The organism is Lentzea sp. NPDC005914, from assembly GCF_040629405.1.
Taxonomy (GTDB): domain Bacteria; phylum Actinomycetota; class Actinomycetes; order Mycobacteriales; family Pseudonocardiaceae; genus Lentzea.
This window is the reverse complement of sequence record NZ_JBEXVQ010000004.1, coordinates 346,160-365,964: the sequence shown is the minus strand read 5'-3', so window position 1 is coordinate 365,964 and position 19,805 is coordinate 346,160. Positions and strand designations below refer to the sequence as shown.

The 19,805-nt window shown below is 70.3% G+C and carries 17 protein-coding genes; 11 read left to right on the top strand and 6 right to left on the bottom strand.

Annotated features, from left to right (window positions below):
- Nucleotides 1-102 precede the first annotated feature (102 nt).
- Nucleotides 103-1,122 (top strand): LLM class flavin-dependent oxidoreductase, encoded by a 1,020-nt coding sequence (locus ABZ345_RS08785; protein ID WP_359844452.1) that lies wholly within the window; start codon nt 103-105, stop codon nt 1,120-1,122.
- Here ABZ345_RS08785 and ABZ345_RS08780 read toward each other — a convergent pair.
- From ABZ345_RS08780 to ABZ345_RS08760, 5 genes are all read right to left on the bottom strand, one after another.
- Nucleotides 1,115-2,446 carry a hypothetical protein gene (locus ABZ345_RS08780; protein ID WP_359844450.1) on the bottom strand — a complete coding sequence of 444 codons (1,332 nt, stop codon included), beginning with the start codon at nt 2,444-2,446 and terminating at the stop codon, nt 1,115-1,117. The genes ABZ345_RS08785 and ABZ345_RS08780 overlap by 8 nt on opposite strands.
- Nucleotides 2,447-2,484: 38 nt before the next feature.
- Nucleotides 2,485-3,021, bottom strand: a complete 537-nt coding sequence (locus tag ABZ345_RS08775) for a hypothetical protein (protein WP_359844449.1) — start codon at nt 3,019-3,021, stop codon at nt 2,485-2,487.
- Nucleotides 3,022-3,038: 17 nt separating this feature from the next.
- Nucleotides 3,039-4,208: an ABC transporter permease gene (locus tag ABZ345_RS08770; RefSeq protein WP_359844447.1), complete on the bottom strand. Its 1,170-nt coding sequence runs from the start codon at nt 4,206-4,208 to the stop codon at nt 3,039-3,041.
- 112 nt (nt 4,209-4,320) lie between these two features.
- Entirely contained in the window at nt 4,321-5,082 is a 762-nt protein-coding gene (locus ABZ345_RS08765) for an ABC transporter ATP-binding protein (RefSeq protein ID WP_359844445.1), read from the bottom strand.
- Nucleotides 5,079-6,131, bottom strand: coding sequence for a peptidoglycan-binding protein (locus tag ABZ345_RS08760; protein WP_359844443.1), 1,053 nt, complete (start codon nt 6,129-6,131; stop codon nt 5,079-5,081). The genes ABZ345_RS08765 and ABZ345_RS08760 overlap by 4 nt, the downstream gene beginning before the upstream one ends.
- A gap of 59 nt (nt 6,132-6,190) precedes the next feature.
- Between ABZ345_RS08760 and ABZ345_RS08755 the strand changes: the two genes are divergently transcribed.
- From ABZ345_RS08755 to ABZ345_RS08735, 5 genes are all read left to right on the top strand, one after another.
- Nucleotides 6,191-6,886, top strand: a complete 696-nt coding sequence (locus tag ABZ345_RS08755; protein ID WP_359844441.1) for a response regulator transcription factor — start codon at nt 6,191-6,193, stop codon at nt 6,884-6,886.
- Complete coding sequence (locus ABZ345_RS08750) at nt 6,876-8,579, top strand: HAMP domain-containing sensor histidine kinase (RefSeq protein ID WP_359844439.1); 1,704 nt, start codon at nt 6,876-6,878, stop codon at nt 8,577-8,579. Before ABZ345_RS08755 ends, ABZ345_RS08750 begins: the two co-directional genes overlap by 11 nt.
- Nucleotides 8,580-8,628: 49 nt before the next feature.
- A complete protein-coding gene (locus ABZ345_RS08745) occupies nt 8,629-9,423 on the top strand; it encodes a glycoside hydrolase family 20 zincin-like fold domain-containing protein (RefSeq protein WP_359844438.1) in 795 nt (264 codons plus the stop codon).
- Between the two features lie 206 nt (nt 9,424-9,629).
- Complete coding sequence (locus ABZ345_RS08740) at nt 9,630-10,313, top strand: response regulator transcription factor (protein WP_359844436.1); 684 nt, start codon at nt 9,630-9,632, stop codon at nt 10,311-10,313.
- Nucleotides 10,310-11,569, top strand: coding sequence for a HAMP domain-containing sensor histidine kinase (locus ABZ345_RS08735; protein ID WP_359844434.1), 1,260 nt, complete (start codon nt 10,310-10,312; stop codon nt 11,567-11,569). Before ABZ345_RS08740 ends, ABZ345_RS08735 begins: the two co-directional genes overlap by 4 nt.
- On the opposite strand, the gene ABZ345_RS08730 is transcribed toward ABZ345_RS08735, so the two are convergent.
- Nucleotides 11,490-13,046, bottom strand: a complete 1,557-nt coding sequence (locus ABZ345_RS08730; RefSeq protein WP_359844432.1) for an aromatic amino acid ammonia-lyase — start codon at nt 13,044-13,046, stop codon at nt 11,490-11,492. The genes ABZ345_RS08735 and ABZ345_RS08730 overlap by 80 nt on opposite strands.
- A 63-nt stretch (nt 13,047-13,109) precedes the next feature.
- Between ABZ345_RS08730 and ABZ345_RS08725 the strand changes: the two genes are divergently transcribed.
- Genes ABZ345_RS08725 through ABZ345_RS08705 form a run of 5 tightly spaced genes read left to right on the top strand, consistent with a single transcriptional unit; the run spans nt 13,110 to nt 19,804 of the window.
- Entirely contained in the window at nt 13,110-14,654 is a 1,545-nt protein-coding gene (locus tag ABZ345_RS08725; RefSeq protein WP_359844430.1) for an NAD(P)-binding domain-containing protein, read from the top strand.
- Nucleotides 14,647-15,987 carry an AMP-binding protein gene (locus ABZ345_RS08720; RefSeq protein WP_359844428.1) on the top strand — a complete coding sequence of 447 codons (1,341 nt, stop codon included), beginning with the start codon at nt 14,647-14,649 and terminating at the stop codon, nt 15,985-15,987. Before ABZ345_RS08725 ends, ABZ345_RS08720 begins: the two co-directional genes overlap by 8 nt.
- A gap of 12 nt (nt 15,988-15,999) precedes the next feature.
- Nucleotides 16,000-17,541, top strand: a complete 1,542-nt coding sequence (locus tag ABZ345_RS08715) for an NAD(P)-binding domain-containing protein (protein WP_359844426.1) — start codon at nt 16,000-16,002, stop codon at nt 17,539-17,541.
- A complete protein-coding gene (locus tag ABZ345_RS08710; RefSeq protein ID WP_359844425.1) occupies nt 17,538-18,530 on the top strand; it encodes an alpha-hydroxy acid oxidase in 993 nt (330 codons plus the stop codon). Before ABZ345_RS08715 ends, ABZ345_RS08710 begins: the two co-directional genes overlap by 4 nt.
- Nucleotides 18,524-19,804, top strand: a complete 1,281-nt coding sequence (locus ABZ345_RS08705) for a cytochrome P450 (RefSeq protein ID WP_359844423.1) — start codon at nt 18,524-18,526, stop codon at nt 19,802-19,804. The genes ABZ345_RS08710 and ABZ345_RS08705 overlap by 7 nt, the downstream gene beginning before the upstream one ends.
- Nucleotide 19,805 lies beyond the last annotated feature (1 nt).

Here is a 19,805-nt window from a genome sequence, read left to right as displayed (position 1 = left end):
TTCCTTCGGAGCCACCTCACGGCAACAAGTCATCAGCCACACCCCATCGCACTGGGCATCCGGAGCACTAACCCCGAACAACATCAACCTTAGGGACACGTCATGACCACGTTCGGACTCGACACGTTCGGCGACGTCACCCACGACGCCGACGGCAAGCCGCTCACGCACGCCCAGACCATCCGCGACGTCGTCGAGCAGGGCGTGCTGGCCGACCAGGTGGGCCTGGACTTCTTCGGCATCGGCGAACACCACACCCCGGACATGCCGTTGTCCGCGGCCGACGTGGTGCTGGCCGCGATCGCCGCCCGCACGTCCCGGATCCACCTCGGCTCGGCCGTGACGGTGCTCAGCTCGGACGACCCGGTGCGGGTGTTCCAGCGCTTCTCGACGCTGAACGCGGTCTCGGGCGGCCGCGCCGAGGTCATCCTGGGTCGCGGGTCCAGTGTGGACTCGTTCCCGCTGTTCGGCTACGACCTCGCCGACTACGAGGACCTGTTCGAGGAGAAGACGCAGCTGTTCGCGGAACTGGTGAAGGGCGGCCCGGTCACCTGGCAGGGCAAGACCCGCGCGTCGCTGCACGAGCAGGACGTCGTGCCGTTCACCGAGCCGTTCCCGACGTGGATCGGCGTGGGCGGCAGCCCGCAGTCCGTCGTGCGCGCGGCCTCCCACGGCTTCTCGCTGATGCTGGCGATCATCGGCGGCCACCCCGGACGGTTCGCCCCGTTCTCCGAGCTCTACAAGCACGCGCTGGAGAAGTTCGGCCGCGACCCGTTGCCGATCGGGATCCACTCGCCCGGCCACGTGGCGCCGACCGACGAGCAGGCCCGGGAGGAGTTCTGGCCGCACTACCTCGACGTGATCTCGCGGCTCGGGAGGACTCGCGGGTTCTCCACGCCGACCCCGGAGTCGTACGCGCACGAGGTGGGCCCGCACGGCGCGCTGTTCGTGGGGTCGCCGGAGACGGTCGCGGAGAAGATGGCTCGGACGATGAAGACGTTGAGCGCCAGCAGGTTCGACCTGAAGTACGGGATCGGCGGGCTGTCGCACTCGTCGCTGATGCGGACGATCGAGCTGTACGGGACCGAGGTCGTGCCGCGGGTCCGCGAGTTGCTCAGCTGATCAGCCGCTCCATCTCCGCGCGGCTGATCGGCAGGCGCCGGCTGGGGTAGGCCGTGGCGCCCCGTTCTTCCGGGCTCGCCGGCTCCCAGCCGCGGGCGGGCCCGGCGAACTTCTCCTCGGCCTCGTCCCTGCGCCGGATCACCAGCTGGGCGTGGGAGAGGTCGAGTGCGACGAGACGGGCTGGGAAGACGGCGATGTACTCGTACTCGCCGTCGCGGTGCTGCCCGGATCTGCCGAGGCAGGCGACGTCGAACCTCAGGTTCGTCATGGTCCTCTCGTCGATCTCGGAGACGGACCACGAGTCCTCGCCCGGCAGCCGGGTGAGCACGTCGGACGGCTCCCAGCCCAGATCGACGGCGAACTCCTCGGTGGTGCCGGTGAGCCGGAGGAGTGCGACGCGTCCCGTGCCCCGGACCTCCAGGTAACGGGACTCGGCGGCCCCGAGCCTCGCCAGAACCGTCTCCAGGTCGTCCGGGCCGAGCGGCAGCACCGTTCGGTGTTGCGGCGGCCGCGACGCCGGTAGCCACTCCCCCGGCCTCAGGAACATCTCCCACCTCCGCGAGTCCACTGTGGACCGTACGGCCGAGTGGGCGTTGCGCATGTCCGCCGCCGCGCTGATGCTCTGGAACAGTGCGAAGTGCTGACGGCCATCGACCGGAGCCGCTCGCCGTTTCGCGTTCCTGAGGCGGACCAGCCCTGCCACGTGCTCCGTTTCCCACAGGGCCAGCCGCACGGTGAACTCGTGCTCTTCTGAACGCTCGGGCACGACCGCGCTGGCGGTCACGAGGTCGAGCGCGTCGGCCAGGCGGCGGAAGACCGCGTAGCCGCCGGTCAGCCCGGCCTCCTCACGCCGCCGGACCTCGATCCGCGCCAGGATCTCGGGGACCGCGGCCGGTTCCGCTTCCTCGACGGCCCACGACTCCTCCGGTGCGCGGTCGAGGAGGTCCGTCTCCGTTCGCCCGCGGTGCCCGTCACGCGCGATCAGCACGGGACGCGACCGATGGTTCTTCGCGGTCAGGACCACGGCGAACGGCACCGCGTCGGCCGAAACGACGTGATGGTGCCAATTGGCCGCCCACGACGCGTCGATCTCCTGCCGGAGCTGGAGTTCCTCGGCCTCGGTGAGCTGGCGGTAGTCGCTGTTCATGTCCCGGCCGGAGTCGATCTGGTAGAGCTTCTCCGTCTCCACCCACAGGCCGTGGCCGGCGTACTCCTCCTCGCGGTAGGCCTCCAGCTTGCGCACGAGCATCGAGGCCCGGTCCACGCTGCCGACGCCGTCCCTGAAGACCCCGTAGTAGCGACACTCGGCGAGTTCGAAGTCCATGAGATCGCCCCCCAGCGCATCCTTTCGCCGAGTCTAGATCACTTCTTGGAGGACGCGATCTCGCATTCCTTCGCGTGTTCGAGGCCGAGCGTGATGGACGCGGAGTCGTTGTTGGGGCCGCCGAACGCGTAGGAGACGGTGTCGCCGCCCGGTTCGTTGTGCACCTCGACATAGCGGACGCCCTTGTCGCGCAGGCACTGCACGACGCGGTTGGCGAAGTCGACGGCCTCCGGGTTGTTGACGTCCTTCTCCCACGGCGGCAGCGGGAGCTTCGACTCGCACGCCTTCAACGCCTTGTCGACCTCCTCCTTCGACGGCTCCGGCTTGCCGCTGCCTCCGGGCGCGCGGCCCTTCTTGTCCACGCCGTACCCCAGCAGGCACTGCTCGTACGGCGCGCTCAGGGCCTCGTAGTCCTCGGGCGTCATGTCGAGGCGTTCGCGGGGCCGTTGTTCCTGCGACGCCGACGTCGGAGCCGCACTGCTGCCGGGCGTGCTGAGGGAGGCGACCTGGGGCGGCGTGGTCTGCGAACCACAGGCCGCCACGAGGAACACCAGGGCCAGGGTGGCCTTCTTCATCGGGCACAGTCCTTTCGTCACGCGGAGAGCGCCTGCGTCGGGGTGAGCCGGGCGGCGCGGATGGAGGGGTAGAGGCCGGCGGCGGCGCCCACGACGAACGCGGCGAGCACACCGGAAACGAGCACTGGCAGGGGAATGACGACCGGCCAGTCGTGCAGGGTGGCGTAGCCGGTGACGCCGAGCGCGCCCAGTGCGGTGCCGGCCAGGCCGCCGAGGCTCGACAGCAGGACCGCTTCGGTCAGGAACTGGGCGCGGATGTGGCCGCGGGTGGCGCCGAGGGCTCGTCGCAGGCCGATCTCGCTGCGGCGTTCCAGCACGGAGATCACCATCGTGTTGGCCACACCGACGCCGCCCACGAGCAGTGCGACGCCCGCAAGGCCGAGGAACAGCGCGCTGTAGGAGTTCTGGGTGGCGCGTTTGGCAGCCAGGGCGTCGGACGGGCGGCTCACCTGCACGAGGCCGGGGATCTCGCCGTACAGCGTGGCCGGCAGCACCGCGCGAACGTCCTCAATGGACTCCTCGCGCGCCTTGACGTAGACGACGGTCGGGTGGCCGTCGAAGCCGAGCTGCGTGCGGGCGGCCTCCCAGCCGACGAGCACCGAGCGTTCGATGTCGGGCGCCAGCGGCATCGGCGCGAGCACGCCGACGACGGTGAACCACCGGTCCCCCACGAAGATCGCGGGCTGCTCGCGGGCGTCCGGGATGCCGAGTCTCGACGCGGCGACGCTGCCGAGGACGACCGACGGGAAGTCCGGCCGTGGCAGGAACTCACCGCTGGCGACGCGGCCGTTCACGGTTTCCAGCAGGCCGGGGGTGGCGGCCAGGACGGTGATGTCCGAGCTGTGGCCGGGATCGAGCAGGTCGTTGCGGCGCACGCGGGTGTGGGTGTTCGCGACGGCAGCGGCCCCGGTCACCGGACCGATGCGCCCGACCATCGCGACCGAGGACTCGGGGAGCAGGACCGGGTCCTCGTTGCGCTGGGCGGGTTGGGCGCGCAGCAGGTTGGTGCCGAGCGCGGTCAGCTCGTCGAGCAGGGCCTGCTGGCTGGAGGCGGGGATGCCGGTGACCACGACGACGGTGGCGATGCCGAGCGCGATGCCCAGCGCGGACAGGGCGGCGCGGAGCCGGCGGGTGCGGATACCGAGCGAACCGAGCGACAGCAGGTCGGCGGGAGAAAGACGCGTCATCGCTCACTCCCCGCGGAGAACCTGGGCAACCGGACGGCAGACAGAGCGGCACGGGACCGACGAACGCGGACACCGAGCGAATCGAGGGACACGAAGTCGGCGGGAGAGAGCGTCATCGCTCACTCCCCGTGAACAGCCTGGGCAACCGGACGGTCGCGGCATCTGCACGCGAGGCGAAGACCCGGCCGTCCAGCCCTCCTGCGGCACCCGAGTCCGACACGATCCGCCCATCCCGCAATTCCACCCGACGTGGCAACGCGGCGGCGATGTCCCGGTCGTGCGTGATCAGCGCGATCGTCGTCCCCTGCCGGTTCAGCTCCCTCAACAACTCCAGCACCGCGAGCCCGTTCGCCGTGTCGAGCGCCCCGGTCGGTTCGTCGGCGAGCACCAGCGCCGGGTTGTTCACGACCGCCCGGGCTATCGCGACGCGCTGCTTCTCCCCTCCCGACAGCTGCCAAGGCCGATGATCGGTCCGATGGCCCAGCCCGACCCGTTCCAGCGCCTCCAAAGCCAGCGCGCGACGGTCCTTGCGCCGCACGCCCGCGTACAGGAGTCCGGTGGCGACGTTCTCGGTGGCGGTCAGGCCGTCGGACAGGTGGAACTGCTGGAACACGAACCCCAGTCGGCTCCCCCGCAACGCCGACAGCCACCGGTCGCTCAGCGAGGACACGTCCTGGCCGTCGATCGAGACGGTGCCCGAAGACGGCAGGTCGAGCGTCCCGACCAGGTGCAGCAGAGTCGACTTGCCAGACCCGGACGGGCCCACGATCGCGAGCAGCTCCCCCGCGCCAACCTGCAAGGACACGTCGGACAACGCCGTCACGCCGCCGGGATAGTGCTTCGAGACCGACCGCAACGCGAGCACCGGGGTCACTGGGCGGTCACCACTTCGAGGCCGTCGGTGATGCCGTCGCCGGAGATCTCGACCTTGTCCTGCGAGTACAACCCGGTCCGCACGGCCTTCAACCCGCCGCCGGGCAGCTGCACCGCGTAGCCGCCCTCCTTCAACGCCACCAGAGCGGCCAGCGGCACGGTCAGCACCCCGGTCCGGCTCTCGGTCGTGAACTTCAGCCGCACCGGCGCGGTGTCGAGGTCGGCGACGGTGGCCGGGTCGTCCGGCGTGACCACGATGGCGGTCTTCGGGCCGCCGCCGTTCTCCGGGGCGGGCGCGGCAGCGACGGAGGTGACCTTGCCGGGCACCTCGCGCGAGTCCGGGCGCACGATCGTCACCGGCATCGACGCCTTGACCGCGCCCGCCTCGGACACCGGCACCTGCAGCGTGATCAGGCGGGTGGTCGGCGTGACCTCGAACAGCTCCTCGCTCGCTGCGGCGCCGAGCTGGGCCTTCACGGACGCGACGCGCATCGGCCGCTCCAGCACGAGCACGCGGCCGGGCTGCAGCACGCCGGTCTGCTCGAGGCCCAATGCCTTCTGCCACGCCTTCACGGCGTCGACCAGGCGAGGTGTGAGCTCGGCCTTCGCCGCGTCCTTCGGGCGGGTGCCGACCTGGTAGCCGAGCGCGGCGAGGTTGTCCATCAGCACGGCGACGTCGGATCCCTTGACGCCCGGCGCGTCCAATGCCCGGAACAGCGGTGTGGCGCCGATGAACACCACTACCGGCTGGTCGTCCACCCGGTACAGCTCCTTGCCCACCTCGGTGACCTGCCCCACGGCCGGCAGCTTCGTGACCGTGCCCGCTGCGCCCTTGACGGGTCTGGCCGCGCCGAACCCCAGGTCGGCCTGCAGCATGCGGGTGTTCGTGAGGTCTCCTTTGCGCACGGTCGTGGTCTTCGTCGCCGGTGGTGGGGCCGCGGCCGGTTCGTCGTGTCTGCCGCGCACCAGCAGCACGGCGGCGGTGACGACCACGACGAGCACAGTGGCCGCGATGACGGTGTTGCGCATGCGGTGGATCTTGTTCGGCACTTGTGAGGATCCTGTGTCGAACCGGTGACCGGCCAGAGGGCGTCCGTATCCTCGCCCCCGTGAGCGCTCTCATCCTGGTCGCCGAGGACGACGAGAACCAGGCCGAGCTCGTCCGCCGTTACCTGGAGCAGGACCATCATCGCGTTGTCGTCGTCCACGACGGACGGGACGCGCTCGACGTGGTCCGGGCTCAGCAGCCCGAGCTCGTGGTGCTGGACCTGATGCTGCCGGGACTGGGCGGGCTGGACGTCTGCCGCGCACTGAGAGCGGACTCGGACGTGCTGGTGCTGATGCTCACCGCGCGGTCCACTGAGGACGACCTGCTGCACGGCCTCGGGATCGGCGCCGACGACTACATGACCAAGCCGTTCAGCCCGCGCGAACTGGTGGCGCGCGTCCGGACGTTGTTGCGGCGACGCCCGGCCGCGCGGCCCGCGCCGATGCTGCGGGTCGGGCCGATCGTGGTGGACCCGCTGCGGCACGAGGTGACCGTGCGCGGCGCGCTGGTCGAGTGCACGCCCGGCGAGTTCGGGCTGCTGGAGGTGATGGCGTCCGAAGTGGACCGGGTGTTCACGCGGGAACAGCTGCTGGACCGCATGCACGGCCTCGACAGCTTCCTGACCACCCGCACGATCGACACGCACGTCAAGAACCTGCGCCGCAAGATCGAGACCGACTCCCGCACTCCGGAACACCTCGTCACGGTGTACGGGATCGGCTACAAGCTCACCGCCGGACGCGTCGATGCGCCGTAGCGTCTTCACCCGCCTGCTGATCGTCGTGGTGCTGATCGCGGTGTGCTCGATCGCCGCGACCGCGTGGCTCGCCACCCAGCTGACCACGGCGTCGATCGCCCGCGAGCAGGGCCGTGAGCTGGCGTCCGACAACAGGATCTACGCGGAGCTGCTCCAGCACGCCACCGCTCACCGCGACTGGTCCGAAGTGGACGCCGTGGTCACGTCCATCGCGGAGCAGCACCCGAACCGCCGGATCGTGCTGGTCACCAAGGACGGGCGGACGGTCGCGGACGTCGGCGGAGACGGCGGTCAGCTGCCCGCGACGGCCGCCGCGGTCGTGGACGCGCTGGCCGTCGACCCCGTGCTGGTGCCGGACGCGCCCGCCGACCGGATCGACAAACGGGTGCTGGGGCCGTTCCGCACGCCGATCGACTTCCGCGAGCGCGAGGACCGCACCGGGACGTTGTTCTGCCTGCGGCTGGTCAAGAAGGAACAGACCCGGCTGGGCTGCCGGGAGAACGAGCTGCCGTTCGACACCGCCGCCGACTTCTACGCGCTGCTCGACCTCGAAGACCTGGTCAACGCCTGTCTGGCGCGCAAGTCGCTGCCGCCGGTCGACCTGGACCCCGACTACACCCCGGCGCGCAAGCAGTCCTCGGGCGTGGACCCGCCAGACGAGCCCGCCGTCGCGGCGTGCGTTGCCGCGTCGCGCAAGGAGCAGCTCGCGCCGTACGTGGCGCCGCCGGTCCTGCTGTACCTGACGACCCCGACGGGCCCGCCGACCGCCGGGATCTCGTTGTCCGGCAACGGCTGGCGGGTCGCGGGTGCGGCTGCCGCAGTGCTGCTCGCCGCGATCGGGGTGGCGGCGTTCGCGGGCGCCCGGATCACGCGGCCGTTGAGGGCGCTGACCGCCGCCGCGCAGCACATGTCCAGCGGGGGCGACATCCCACCGGTGCCGGTGCGCGGCCAGGACGAGATCGCGGGCCTGACCAGGGCGTTCAACACGATGGCCACGAACAGGGCTCAGCTGGAACAGGCGCGCAAGGCGATGGTCAGCGACGTCGCGCACGAGCTGCGGACGCCGTTGAGCAACATCCGGGGCTGGCTGGAGGCCGCCGAGGACGGGGTGAGCGACCTCGACCCGGCGCTGGTCGCGTTGCTGCTGAAGGAAGCGCTGGTGCTGCAGCACGTGGTGGACGACCTGCAGGACCTCGCCGTGGCGGACGCGGGCTCGTTGCGGCTGACGATCGAGCCGGTGCCGGTGCGGGCCGCGCTGGAGCAGGTCCTGGCCGCGCACGAGGTCCGGGCCGCGCAGGCCGGGGTCGCGCTGGAGGTGTCGGCGGATGACCTCGTGGTGGACGCGGACGCGTTGCGGCTGAGGCAGATCCTGGACAACCTCGTCGCGAACGCCCTGCGGTACGTGCCGTCCGGCGGATCGGTGTCGGCCCGCGCGGTCCGGGACGGCTCAGACGTGGTGATCTCCGTGGCCGACACGGGCGCGGGCATCTCCGCACAGGACCTGCCGCACGTGTTCGACCGGTTCTGGCGGGCGGACAGGTCGAGGGCGCGCAGCACCGGTGGCAGCGGCCTGGGGCTCGCGATCGTGCGCAAGCTGGTCGAGGCGCACGGCGGATCGGTCGGCGTGACGAGCACACCCGGCCTGGGCACCACGTTCACGGTACGGCTGCCGATGCGTGATCATGGTCACTGAGGTGGAACTCCAGGGCGGGTTTTCACGTTAGTCCGCTGGGAGGACACCGGTGATTATTCCGATGCCGTCGAGCGCGCCCCGTCGCACGGGTGCGTTCGCGTTGACCGAGGACGTCGCGGTCCGGGTGACGGGGCAGGCGCGCACGGCGGCGGCGATGCTGCGCGAGCACATCTTCGCGCACACCGGCTACCTGCTCGCCGAGTCCGCCGACGGCATGCTGATGGTGTCGCACGACCCGGCCATGCGCGGGCTCGGCCCGGAGGGGTACGCGCTGCTGGTCAGCAACTCCGCGGTCATGCTCCGCGCCGGCACCCAGGCCGGGCTGCGGCACGGCGTGCAGTCGTTCCGGCAGCTGATGACGAACGACGGCACGGTGCGCGCGGCCGACGTGCAGGACTCCCCCGCGTTCTCGTGGCGTGGCGTCACGAGCGCGCTGCTGGCGCCCGCCGAGATGCGCAAGGCCATCGACAAGATGGCCGCCTACAAGCTCAACGTCATGCACGTCTTCCCCGAGGGCGATCCCGACGCGCTGCGCGAGCTCGTCGAGTACGGGCGGGACAACGGCATCACGGTCGTGCCGGAGATCAGCCCGGCAACGCTCGACCTGCTGGAGCTGTTCCCGAGCCGCTGGGTGCACATCGGCAGCGCCAAGCTGACGTCCAAGCTCGCCGGGGTGCTCGAGCGCCACGGCCGGTTGCCGGTGCGGTGGCACGACGGCACCTCCTCGGCGGACGTGCTCGGCCCGCACGGCCAGCTGACCGAGGGCGACCCCGGACTGCGCGCCATCGCGACCGCGGGCTGGGTCGGCGGCCGGTTCACCACCCCCGCCGTCGTCCGCGCCTGACCGTTCACACCCATCGCGCTCTCGCAGGTCACGCCATGCGCGTGTTTCATCTGTTTATCGTTGAATTACCGGTCCCTGATGGCCGCACAGGTTCGCCGAGCGCCGCAGTGGCCGAGGACGACCGGACTGAGCTGTCGGTATCACATTCGTGAACAAATCCGGGCGCCTGTCCATTGGCTGTTGCACTGCCTCGATGACCTGGTCGGATGCCGTGGCAGCGTGGGATTCTTCGTCTTGTGCGGCTACTGCTCGTAGAGGACGACAGAGAGTTTGTGGAGTTGCTCGCCGCCGTGTTGAGAAGTGAGGGATATGTAGTCGATGTCGCCCTCGACGGGCAACGCGGACTGCACCTCGCCCTCAGCCGGCCCTACGACGTGGTGGTGATCGACCGCGGGCTGCCGGTGCTCGACGGGCTCGACCTGCTGGCGCGGTTGCGCTCGCGTGCGGTGCGCACGCAGGCGTTGGTGCTGACGGCGATGGGGTCCGTGCGGGACCGGATCGACGGGCTCGACGCGGGCGCCGACGACTACCTGACGAAGCCGTTCGACCTGGGTGAGCTGTTCGCGCGGCTGCGGGCGCTGTGCCGGAGGGCCGCCGAGTTCGCCGCGGTGCTGCGCATCGGTGCCGGTCGGCTCGAGCTGGAGCAGCATCGGGTCGTGCTGCCCGACGGGCAACGGGTGCCGCTGACCGAACGGGAGTTCGGGCTGCTGCGGGTGCTCGCGACGCATCCGGAGACGGTGTACACGCGGGCGTCGCTGCGGCGGACGGTGTTCCACGACGCACTCTCACCGTCCATCGTGGACACCTACGTGCACTACCTGCGGACCAAGGTCGGGCGGTCCGTGGTGCACACGGTTCAGGGGGTCGGTTACCGGTTGGGGGATCTGTGAGAGCGTCCTGGGCCGAGGCGGAACGTGCGGAGGTCCGGCGGGCGCGGCTGCGGGTGAGCGTGCTGGTGGGCCTGGCGATCACGGTGATGGTCACGTTCGTCGGCGCGATCGCGTACGTCGTCATGGTGCACGCGCAGGAAACCCAGGTGACGCGCGAACTCCAGTACAACGCCCGGTTCGGCGTCCCCGGCATCGCACCCAAGTGCGCGTGGGTGTTCGTGCTGAAGGACGAAGTGCTCGATCTCGGTCCTCTGGAGGTGCCCGCCGGGTTCCCGCTGCGCGACGACCTGGGCTCGGTCCGGTCGTCCGGCCGGGCGATCTCGCGCGACGTCTCCGCCAACGGCACCGAGTACATGGTGCTGACCGCACCTGGCCCGAACGGCACCGTCGTGCAGTCGGTGTTCGACATGCGGTACCTGCTGGCCGACCGCACGCACCTGTTGCAGGCACTCGGGATCGCGCTGGCCGCCGGGCTGCTCGTGGCGGCGTTCATCGGGCTGAGCGTCGGGCGCCGGACCGTCGGGCCGCTGGCCGAGGCGCTGGCCCGGCAGCGGCGGTTCGTCGCGGACGCGAGCCACGAGCTGCGGACACCAATCGCCAGGGCGTACCTGCGCGCGCAGTTGCTGTCGCGGCTGGCGAAGGCGGCGGACCTGCCCGACGACCACCGCGACAGCCTCGACGCGCTGGCGAGGTCCATTCGCGGACTCGGGGACGTGGTGGACGACCTGCTGCTGTCGGCCCAGCTGAGCGAGCGGCCCGGCCAGGCGGTGGATCTGACGGCGGTGGCCGGCGCGGCGGTCAAGAGCGAGAGCGAGCGGGCCGCCGAACGAGGGATCGTGCTGTCCGTTGCGCATCCCGGAACTCCGCTGGAGGTCAACGGGGTCGCGACGGCGTTGCGGCGTGCGGTGGACGAGCTCCTGGCCAACGCCGTGCGGCACACGCCCGAGGGCGGGCGGATCTCGGTGCGGCTCGGGGTCGCGGGCGGGTGGGTGGAACTGGTGGTCGCGGACACCGGCGAGGGGTTCGACCCGCGGGAGGCGGAGCGGTTGTTCGAGCGGTCCCGGCACGGGGCGGGCGAGAACCGGTTCGGGCTGGGGCTGTCGCTGGTGCGAGAGATCGTGACGGGGCACGGCGGGTCGGTGGAAGCTGTCGGGCATCCCGGCCGGGGCGCGAGGTTCACGGTGCGGCTGCCGTTGGCCGGGCAGCGCCGAAATCCCGCTGCGCTGCGCGAGAGGATCGCGGCCGCCTGTCCATGACCACGTCCGCCGCGATCCGCACGTCGGCGTCGAGCGGCCGGTCGGGGTCGATCGGTTCGATGGCCTCGACCAGGGCGTCCAGCAGCTCCGCGCACCGAGGCGCGGTCGGGCGCCGTCCGCCCACGTGCACGGCCTGCCGCAGCCCCAGTGCGAGTGAACCGGCCAGCAGCCGGAGCAGTTCGGCGAGGTCGTAGGCGCGCAACGCGGCCTGCGTCCCGAACGGCACGACGTCCTGGTTGCGCAGGTTCGTCGACAGACTCTGCGTGCTGGCGGGCAGAACGTTGCGGCGGATCTCCGCGACGAACGCGGTCGTGGCCAGCTGGACGCCCTGCAACCCGTGCTGCTGACCGGGTCCGGCGGCGAGCATCGGCGGCAGGCCGGTGTTGCGGGACGGGTCGACCAGCAGGTCGAGCTGCCGTTCCGCCAGGTTGCCGATCGACGCCGCGACCATCGCCAGCACGTCGGCGGCGAACGCGGCGGGCTGGCCGAAGAAGTTGCCGCCGTGGGCCACCAGGTCGTCGCCGGGGAAGAACAACGGGTTGTCGCTGACCCCGCCCAGGTCCGCGGCGACGACTCCGTCCACGTAGCGCAACGCGTCCTCGGCCGCCCCGAGCAGTTGCGGCGAGCACCGGATGCTGTACGGCTCCTGCAGAGCGCGGTCACCACTGGGCCTGGTTCCTTCCAGCAACGCACGCATCTGTGCGGCAACGGAAGTAGCGCCCGAATGCCCGAACGCCGCGATCAGCCGCGGGTCGAGGAACCCGGGGTCGGCGCCGAGAACGTCCACGAGCACACAGGTCAGGTCCGCGACCGCCCGGTGCGACGCCCGGATCGACGAGAGGGCGAGGGACGTGGCCGCGGTGGTGAGCGACGTGCCGTTGACGATCGCGAGCGCGTCCCGGCCGTCCAGGTCCAGCGGCGTCAGCCCGGCGGCGGCCAGGGCCTCCGTTGCCCCGAGACGAACGCCGTCGAGGTAAGCGTGCCCGCGGCCGCGCAACGCTTGCGCCGCATAGGCCAGCGGAATCAGGTCACCGCTGGCGCCAACGGAACCGTAGCGCGGGATCGCCGGGACGAACGGGGTCGCGAACATCGCCGCGAGTCCCTCCACGACGTGTGCGGACACGCCGGAGAGTCCCTGCGCGAGCGACCACGTCCGCACCAGCAGGGCGGCGCGGGCGATGTCCGGCGGGAGGTCGGGTCCTTGGCCCGCACCGAGGTGTGCGAGGGTGTTGTCGCACTGGTCAGCTTCGGAGGCCCGGCCCGCGAAGCCCACCAGGGCCCCGAACCCGGTCTTGGCGCCGTACACCGGCCGCTCGTCGTCGGCGAGCACCGTGCGCAGGTACGCGCGGCCCTGCTGAACCCGGTCCAGCACAGCGGGCCCGACGAGCACGGGCACCGGCGCGGCGGCGGCCAGCAGGTGCGCGGCCGTCAGCGGCGAACCGAGGTCCACGGACGTGTCAGAAGCGGTCGTGGTCACGGCACGGACGGTAGGCAGCTGATCTCAGAAAGTTCTGAGATCTCGCCGGTAGCTTCCCGGCTCATGGCGCACGACTACCTGATCATCGGCGCGGGACCGGCCGGTTTGCAGCTCGCCGCACTGCTGGAGTGGGACGGTCGCGACTACGCCGTCCTCGAACGCGGCAGCGGGGCCGGTACGTTCTTCACCCGCTATCCCCGGCATCGCAAGCTGATCTCCATCAACAAGGTCCACACCGGGTTCTCCGACCCGGAGCGGCGGATGCGGATGGACTGGAACTCGCTGCTGCTCGACGACCCGGACCTGCTGTTCACCCGCTACAGCCCCAGGTACTTCCCCGACGCCGACGACATCGTCCGCTACTTCCAGGACTGCGCGGCCGGGCTCCACGTCCAGTACGACATCGATGTCACCAAGATCTCGCGCGACGCCGCCGGGTTCACCGTCACCGACCACAGTGGACGGACGTGGCAGGCGAAGAACCTCGTGATGGCCACCGGGGTCTCGCAGCTGTACGTGCCGGAGATCCCCGGTATCGAGCACGCCGAGCGGTACGACACGTTCGACACGAACCCCGAGTCGTTCACCGATCAGCGGGTGCTCGTGATCGGCAAGGGCAACTCCGGTTTCGAGACCGCGGACGCGCTGGTCGAGCACGCGGCCGTCATCCACGTCGCGGGGCCGCACTCGGTGAAGCTGGCCTGGCAGACGCACTACGTCGGGCATCTGCGCGCGGTCAACAACAACTTCCTCGACACCTACCAGCTCAAGTCCGAGAACGCCGTGATCGACGGGTCGATCGAACGCATCGAACCGCGGCCCGAGGGCGGGTTCCGGATCCAGTTCCGCTATGCGCGCACGGTCGAGAAGCTGCGCGAACTGGAGTACGACCGGATCATCGCGTGCACCGGGTTCCGGTTCGACGCCTCGGTCTTCGACGACGGCTGCCGCCCGGCGCTCGTGATCAAGGACCGGTTCCCGCAGCTCACCTCGGCGTTCGAGTCGGTGAACATCCCGGGGCTGTACTTCGCGGGCACGATCACGCAGTCGCGTGACTTCAAGAAGTCGACCAGCGGGTTCATCCACGGGTTCCGCTACGGCGCCCGCGCGTTGCACCGGGTCCTGACCGTCCGCAACCACGAGACTCCGTGGCCTCACGCGCTGGTGGACGTGTCTCCGGAGGCGATCAGCGACGCGGTGATCGCTCGGGTGAACACGTCTTCCTGTCTGTGGCAGCAGTTCGCGGTCATCGGTGACGTCGTGACGGTCGACGGCGGCGAGGCGCGGTACGAGGAGGAGGTGCCGGTCGCGTACATTGCGGACGGCGGGCTCGGGCCGGCCGAGCACCGGTTCGTCGCGACGCTCGAGTACGGGCCGGACCACGACACCGTGGATCCGTTCGACATCGACATCCCCCGTGTCGCGGAGAACGACGCGGCCAACGCTGCGCAGGCGAGCTACCTGCATCCGGTGGTGCGCTACTACCGGCACGGTGTGCTGGCCGCGACGCACCACCTGGCCGAGAACCTCGAGAACCACTGGGACTTCCCGGACGTGCACCAGCAGCCGCTGGTCGTGTTCGTGAAGGAATGCCTTGCCGGTGCGTGAGCCGTTTCCGCGGGCGGTGCTCGATGTGCTCGGCGCCGCCGCGGACCGGCCGATGTTCGAGCACGGCACCCGCGTGGTGACCGGCGGAGAGATGCTCGACCTGGTCGCGCGGATCGCGTCCGGGTTGCGCGCCAAGGGAATCGGGCCCGGTGACGGTGTCGCGTTGCTGCAGGGAGTGAACCCGGAGGCGTTCGCGACGATCTTCGCGGCGCACGCGGTGGGCGCACGAGTCGTGGGTGTGCGGCCGGGCCTGACCGTCGCGCAGGTGGAGCACTTGCTCAGCCTGGACATCAAACTCGTCGTGCGTGACTCGGACATCCCTCAGGCTCACGCGTCAGAACTGCGGTGCGACGGCAGGTCCGACGACATCGCCCGGCTCATCCACACCAGTGGCAGCACGGGCGCTCCCAAGGCTTGCGCGCAGACCTACGCCTCGATGACCACCGCCTGGGCCGCCCGTCCCGACGCCTGGCCACCCGCGGTCCGGGAGCTCGCTGGTCGCCTCCAGCGGTACCTCGTGTTCGGGTCGCTGTCGAGCCAGGTCATGTTCGAGTACGCCGTCCTGACGTTGACCGCAGGCGGCACGATCGTCGTCGCCGACAACCCCGCCGACGCGATCACCCGGCACCGCGCCACCGCCCGCGTGATCACCGTGCCCGGCCTGACCAGGCTCGTCCACTCCCCCGCCGACCTGTCGTCGTTGCGCGCGCTGCTGGTCTCGGGTTCGCCGCTGACCACCGAACGCCACCGCGAGGCCCTGGAAGTGCTGGGGCCCGTGCTGTTCCACGGTTACGGGCAGACCGAGACCGGCATGATCTCGATGGCCACCCCGTGCGATCCGCCGGGCACGGTCGGGAAACCGCCGGTGGACGTGGAGATCCGCGATGGCGAGCTGTTCGTGCGCACTCCTGGCCAAGCCTGCGCGTACTGGGGGAATCCCGACGAGTCGGCGCAGGTGTTCGTGGACGGCTGGGTCCGCACTCGCGACCTCGGCCACTTCGACGCGGACGGCTACCTGCGTCTGACCGGGCGCGCCAGGGATGTCGTGATCGTCAACGCGAATCTCCACTACATCGGGCCGATCGAGCACGTGATCGCCGAGCACCCGGACGTCGCCGAGGCCTACGTGGTCGCGGTGCCGGACGACGAGACCGGCGAGGCCGTGCACGCGTTCGTGGTGCCCAAAGGTGATCGGGTCCCTGAACTCGACGAGCTCCAGAAGCTCGTGACCGCACGGCTCGGCGCGGCCTGCGCTCCGGTGAAGGTCACCGCCATCACCGAACCCCCGGTCGCGCCGAGTGGCAAGCCCGACAAGCGTCTGTTGACCGCGTAGAGGAGAGAAGTCGTGTCCAGCGAGGTTTCGACCGAGTGTCTCGTGATCGGCGCCGGTCCGGCGGGGCTGCAGGCGTCCTACCTGCTCAAGCAGGCGGGCCGGGACCACCTGGTGCTGGAGTGCGGTGCGGCGGCGGGGACGTTCTTCACCCGCTTCCCCCGGCACCGCCAGCTGATCTCCATCAACAAGGTGTACACGGGCTGGGACGACCCGGAGCTCAACCTGCGCGTCGACTGGAACTCGTTGCTGTCCAACGATCCCGAGCTGCTGTTCACCGGCTACACGCCGCGCTACTTCCCGCAGGCCGACGACATGGTCCGGTATCTGGGCGACTTCGCGGTGAAGAACGACCTGCCGATCCGCTACGACACCCAGGTCGTGTCGGTGAGCAGGCCGGACGACTTCGTGGTGCGCGACCAGCACGGGGTGACGTACCGGGCGAAGCGGATCATCGCGGCGACCGGGGTGTCGAAGCAGTACGTGCCGGAGATCGACGGGGCCGAGCACGCCGAGCTCTACTACGACGTCTCCGTCGACCCGCAGGACTTCGTCAACCAGAAGGTGCTGATCATCGGACGCGGCAACTCGGCGTTCGAGACCGCCGACGCCCTGGTCGAGACGGCGTCGGTCATCCACGTCGCCGGGCCGGGTTCGCTGAAACTGGCGTGGCAGACGCACTTCGTCGGCCATCTCCGGGCGGTGAACAACAACTTCCTCGACACCTACCAGCTCAAGTCGCAGAACGCGCTGCTGGACGGGCACATCGCGGGCATCCGGCGCGACGGCGACGGATACCTGGTGAAGGTCAGCTTCCAGCGGGTCAACGAGGTGATCAAGGAGATCCGGTACGACCGGGTGATCCTCGCGACGGGGTTCCGGTTCGACGCCTCGATCTTCGCGCCGGAGTGCCGGCCGCAGCTCACGATCAACTCGCGGTTCCCGGACCAGACGGCGGAGTGGGAGTCGGTGAACGTGCCGGACCTGTTCTTCGCGGGCACGATCACGCAGGCGCGGGACTTCAAGAAGTCGACCAGCGGGTTCATCCACGGGTTCCGCTACGGGGTTCGCGCGCTGCACCGGATCCACGAGCGCCGCTACCACGGCGTGGACTGGCCGAGCCGCGAAGTAGCTCCCTCGGAGGTCACCGAGGCGATCATCGAGCGGGTGAACCGGACTTCCGCGCTGTGGCAGCTGTTCGCGTTCATGGCCGACGCGGTGCTCGTCGGACCGGACGGCGTTCGGTACGTGGAGGAGGTTCCGGTCGCGCACCTGCACGAAGCCGTGGCACGGGGCGACTTCGGTGACGTCGAGACGTACCTGACGGTGACGCTGGAGTACGGGGCGGACCACGACAAGGTCAACCCGTTCGACATCTCGGAGCGCCGGAAATCGCAGGAGGACACCAGCGGGCTCGACGGGCGGTATCTGCACCCGGTGGTGCGGCGGTTCCGCGGTGGCTCGCTGGTCGACGAGCACCACATCACCGAGAACCTCGAGAACGAGTGGGACAGCGAGGCCGTGCACAAGGCGCCGTTGCGGGAGTTCCTGCGGTGAACCCGGTGCTCGCCGAACTGCACGAGAAGGCACGCGCGGTGCTCGACCCCGTGCACTACGACTTCTTCGCGGGCGGGGCCGGGGACGAGGTCGTGCTCGCGGAGAACGAGGCCGCGTTCCGGCGCCTCGCCCTGCTGCCACGGGTCCTGCGGGGACAGACCAGGGACCTCGGCTTTCCCGTGCTGGTCTCGCCGACCGCGTTCCACAAGCTCGCGCACCCCGAAGGTGAGCTGGCGACGGCACGGGCGTTGGACGGCACGGTGCTGGTGTCGAGCATGGCGTCGACGGTGCCGATCGCCGACGTCGTGGCAGCTGCCACCGGGCCTGTGTGGTTCCAGCTGTACGTGCAGCCGGATTTCGAGGTCACACAAGCCCTGGTGCGGCGGGCGGAACGGGCGGGCTGTGCCGCGGTGGTGATCACGGTCGACTCTCCTGTGTTCGGCCGGCATCGGCGCGACATCGAGCACGGCTTCCACGACCTGCCGGACGGGCTGGCGGCGGAGAACATGCGGGACCTGCCGGGAACACCGGGTCTGCGGAAGATCGAGATGACCGCGTGCTCGTGGGACGACGTGGAGCGGATCCGCTCGATGACATCGCTTCCGTTGTGGCTCAAGGGAGTTCTGCATCCGACTGATGCGGTGCTCGCGGCTGAGCGTGGGATCGGGATCTTCGTGTCGAACCACGGCGGACGTCAGCTCGACCTCGTCCCGGCGGCGCTGGACGCGTTGCCCGCGGTGGCCGAGGCCGTGGCCGGACGGGTTCCGGTGGTGCTGGACGGCGGTGTCCGAAGTGGAGGCGACGTGGCTCTGGCGCTCGTGCTGGGGGCGTCCGCTGTCGGCATCGGCAGGCCGGTGCTCTGGGGCCTCGCGGCGGACGGCTCGGCCGGGGTGCGGACGGTGCTGGACGTGCTGCGGGACGAGTTCGAGCACGTCCTGGCCATGTGCGGCGGCGACCTGACCCGTGACATGGTGGTGGTGCGATGCTGAGCCAGTTCGTGGTGTCGTTGCGCGCCAAGGTGTTCGAGAAGGTCAACGGGGACAACGCGATCACGTTCCCCAACGAGCAGGTCGGCGCCGACCGGTTCGAGGAGCTCTACAGCCATCCCGCCGCGAACGGCCGCAGCAGAGGCGCCGGGCTGTCGGACCTGTTCTGGTACTGGCTCTCCCCCGGTCCCGAAGTGCACCAGGAGCATCTGGAAGCCGGGCCGCGCTACGACGACGTCGCGCGGGCGACGCGTGTCTTCCTCGCCGGGTCCAGCGAAGAACTGTCAGCCGCCGCAACCCGATGCACGGCGAAGGTGCTGGACGAGGTGATCACCAAGCCGGTCACGCACGTCCGGCTGCGCGACCTGATGATGCCGGTGTGGGCGGAGTTCTTCTACGAGCTGGTGTTCGGCGAGCCGTGCCCGCGCTTTGCCCGCGGCCTGATCGTCGAGCACGCCAACGACGTCGTGACCTCGTTGAAGTGCACGGGTTTGCGTCACCCCGCCCGGCGCGCCCGCCTGACCCGCTACCTCGCACACCGGCTCCCGGACGTCCGGCATCCGTTGCCTGAGACGCTCTCGGCTGTCGAACAAGTGCATTACCTGCAGGGCACGTACTTCAACACCGCCGTGGTGCAGATGTCGGAGGCGATGTCGCACCTGCTGCTCGCGCTCGCCCAGCACCCCCATGTGGCGCAACGAGTCGACGACGACCGGTACTTCGCGCACGTGCTGGACGAGACGTTCCGGCTGTACCCGTTGTTCGGCATCGCGCACCGCATCACGACCGCGGACATCGAGCTCGACGAGCACACGAGGTTCCCCGCGGGTTCGGTGCTGTGCTTCAACTATCCGGCCTACCACGCGACCGGGTACGCGAACCCGCACGAGTTCGACCCGAGCCGCTGGGAGCACACCGCGGCTCGCGACGAGCACCACATCCCGTTCGGCATCGCCGCCAACCGCCCCTGCCCGGCGTGGCGGCTGTCCCCGATCATCATGCGGGCCGCCACGAGAGAGGTGCTGCGCCGCGTCACGCTGCACTCGTCGGTCACGCACACCCGGTCCTTGCCGAGCCGGGGCCCGTGCTTCCTCGTCCGTGACGGGTCGGTGCCACGCCTCGGCTGGATGCGGGTGCGGGACCGCGGGGAGGACGTGGGGCGCAGCGTCGTCCAACTGGTTCTCGGCACCGTGATGGTGCTGCACGCCCACCGGCTGCGGCTGGCGGGGCGGTACTTCGACACCCACGACACGCACGGTTGCCCGGTCCGGCACTGAC

Coding starts and splice junctions, on each gene's coding strand:
- ABZ345_RS08740 (WP_359844436.1), top strand. CDS start 9,630: ATGCCGTGGCAGCGTGGGATTCTTCGTCTTGTGCGGCTACTGCTCGTA.
- ABZ345_RS08725 (WP_359844430.1), top strand. CDS start 13,110: ATGGCGCACGACTACCTGATCATCGGCGCGGGACCGGCCGGTTTGCAG.
- ABZ345_RS08705 (WP_359844423.1), top strand. CDS start 18,524: ATGCTGAGCCAGTTCGTGGTGTCGTTGCGCGCCAAGGTGTTCGAGAAG.
- ABZ345_RS08770 (WP_359844447.1), bottom strand. CDS start 4,208: ATGACGCGTCTTTCTCCCGCCGACCTGCTGTCGCTCGGTTCGCTCGGT.
- ABZ345_RS08780 (WP_359844450.1), bottom strand. CDS start 2,446: ATGGACTTCGAACTCGCCGAGTGTCGCTACTACGGGGTCTTCAGGGAC.
- ABZ345_RS08775 (WP_359844449.1), bottom strand. CDS start 3,021: ATGAAGAAGGCCACCCTGGCCCTGGTGTTCCTCGTGGCGGCCTGTGGT.
- ABZ345_RS08785 (WP_359844452.1), top strand. CDS start 103: ATGACCACGTTCGGACTCGACACGTTCGGCGACGTCACCCACGACGCC.
- ABZ345_RS08750 (WP_359844439.1), top strand. CDS start 6,876: ATGCGCCGTAGCGTCTTCACCCGCCTGCTGATCGTCGTGGTGCTGATC.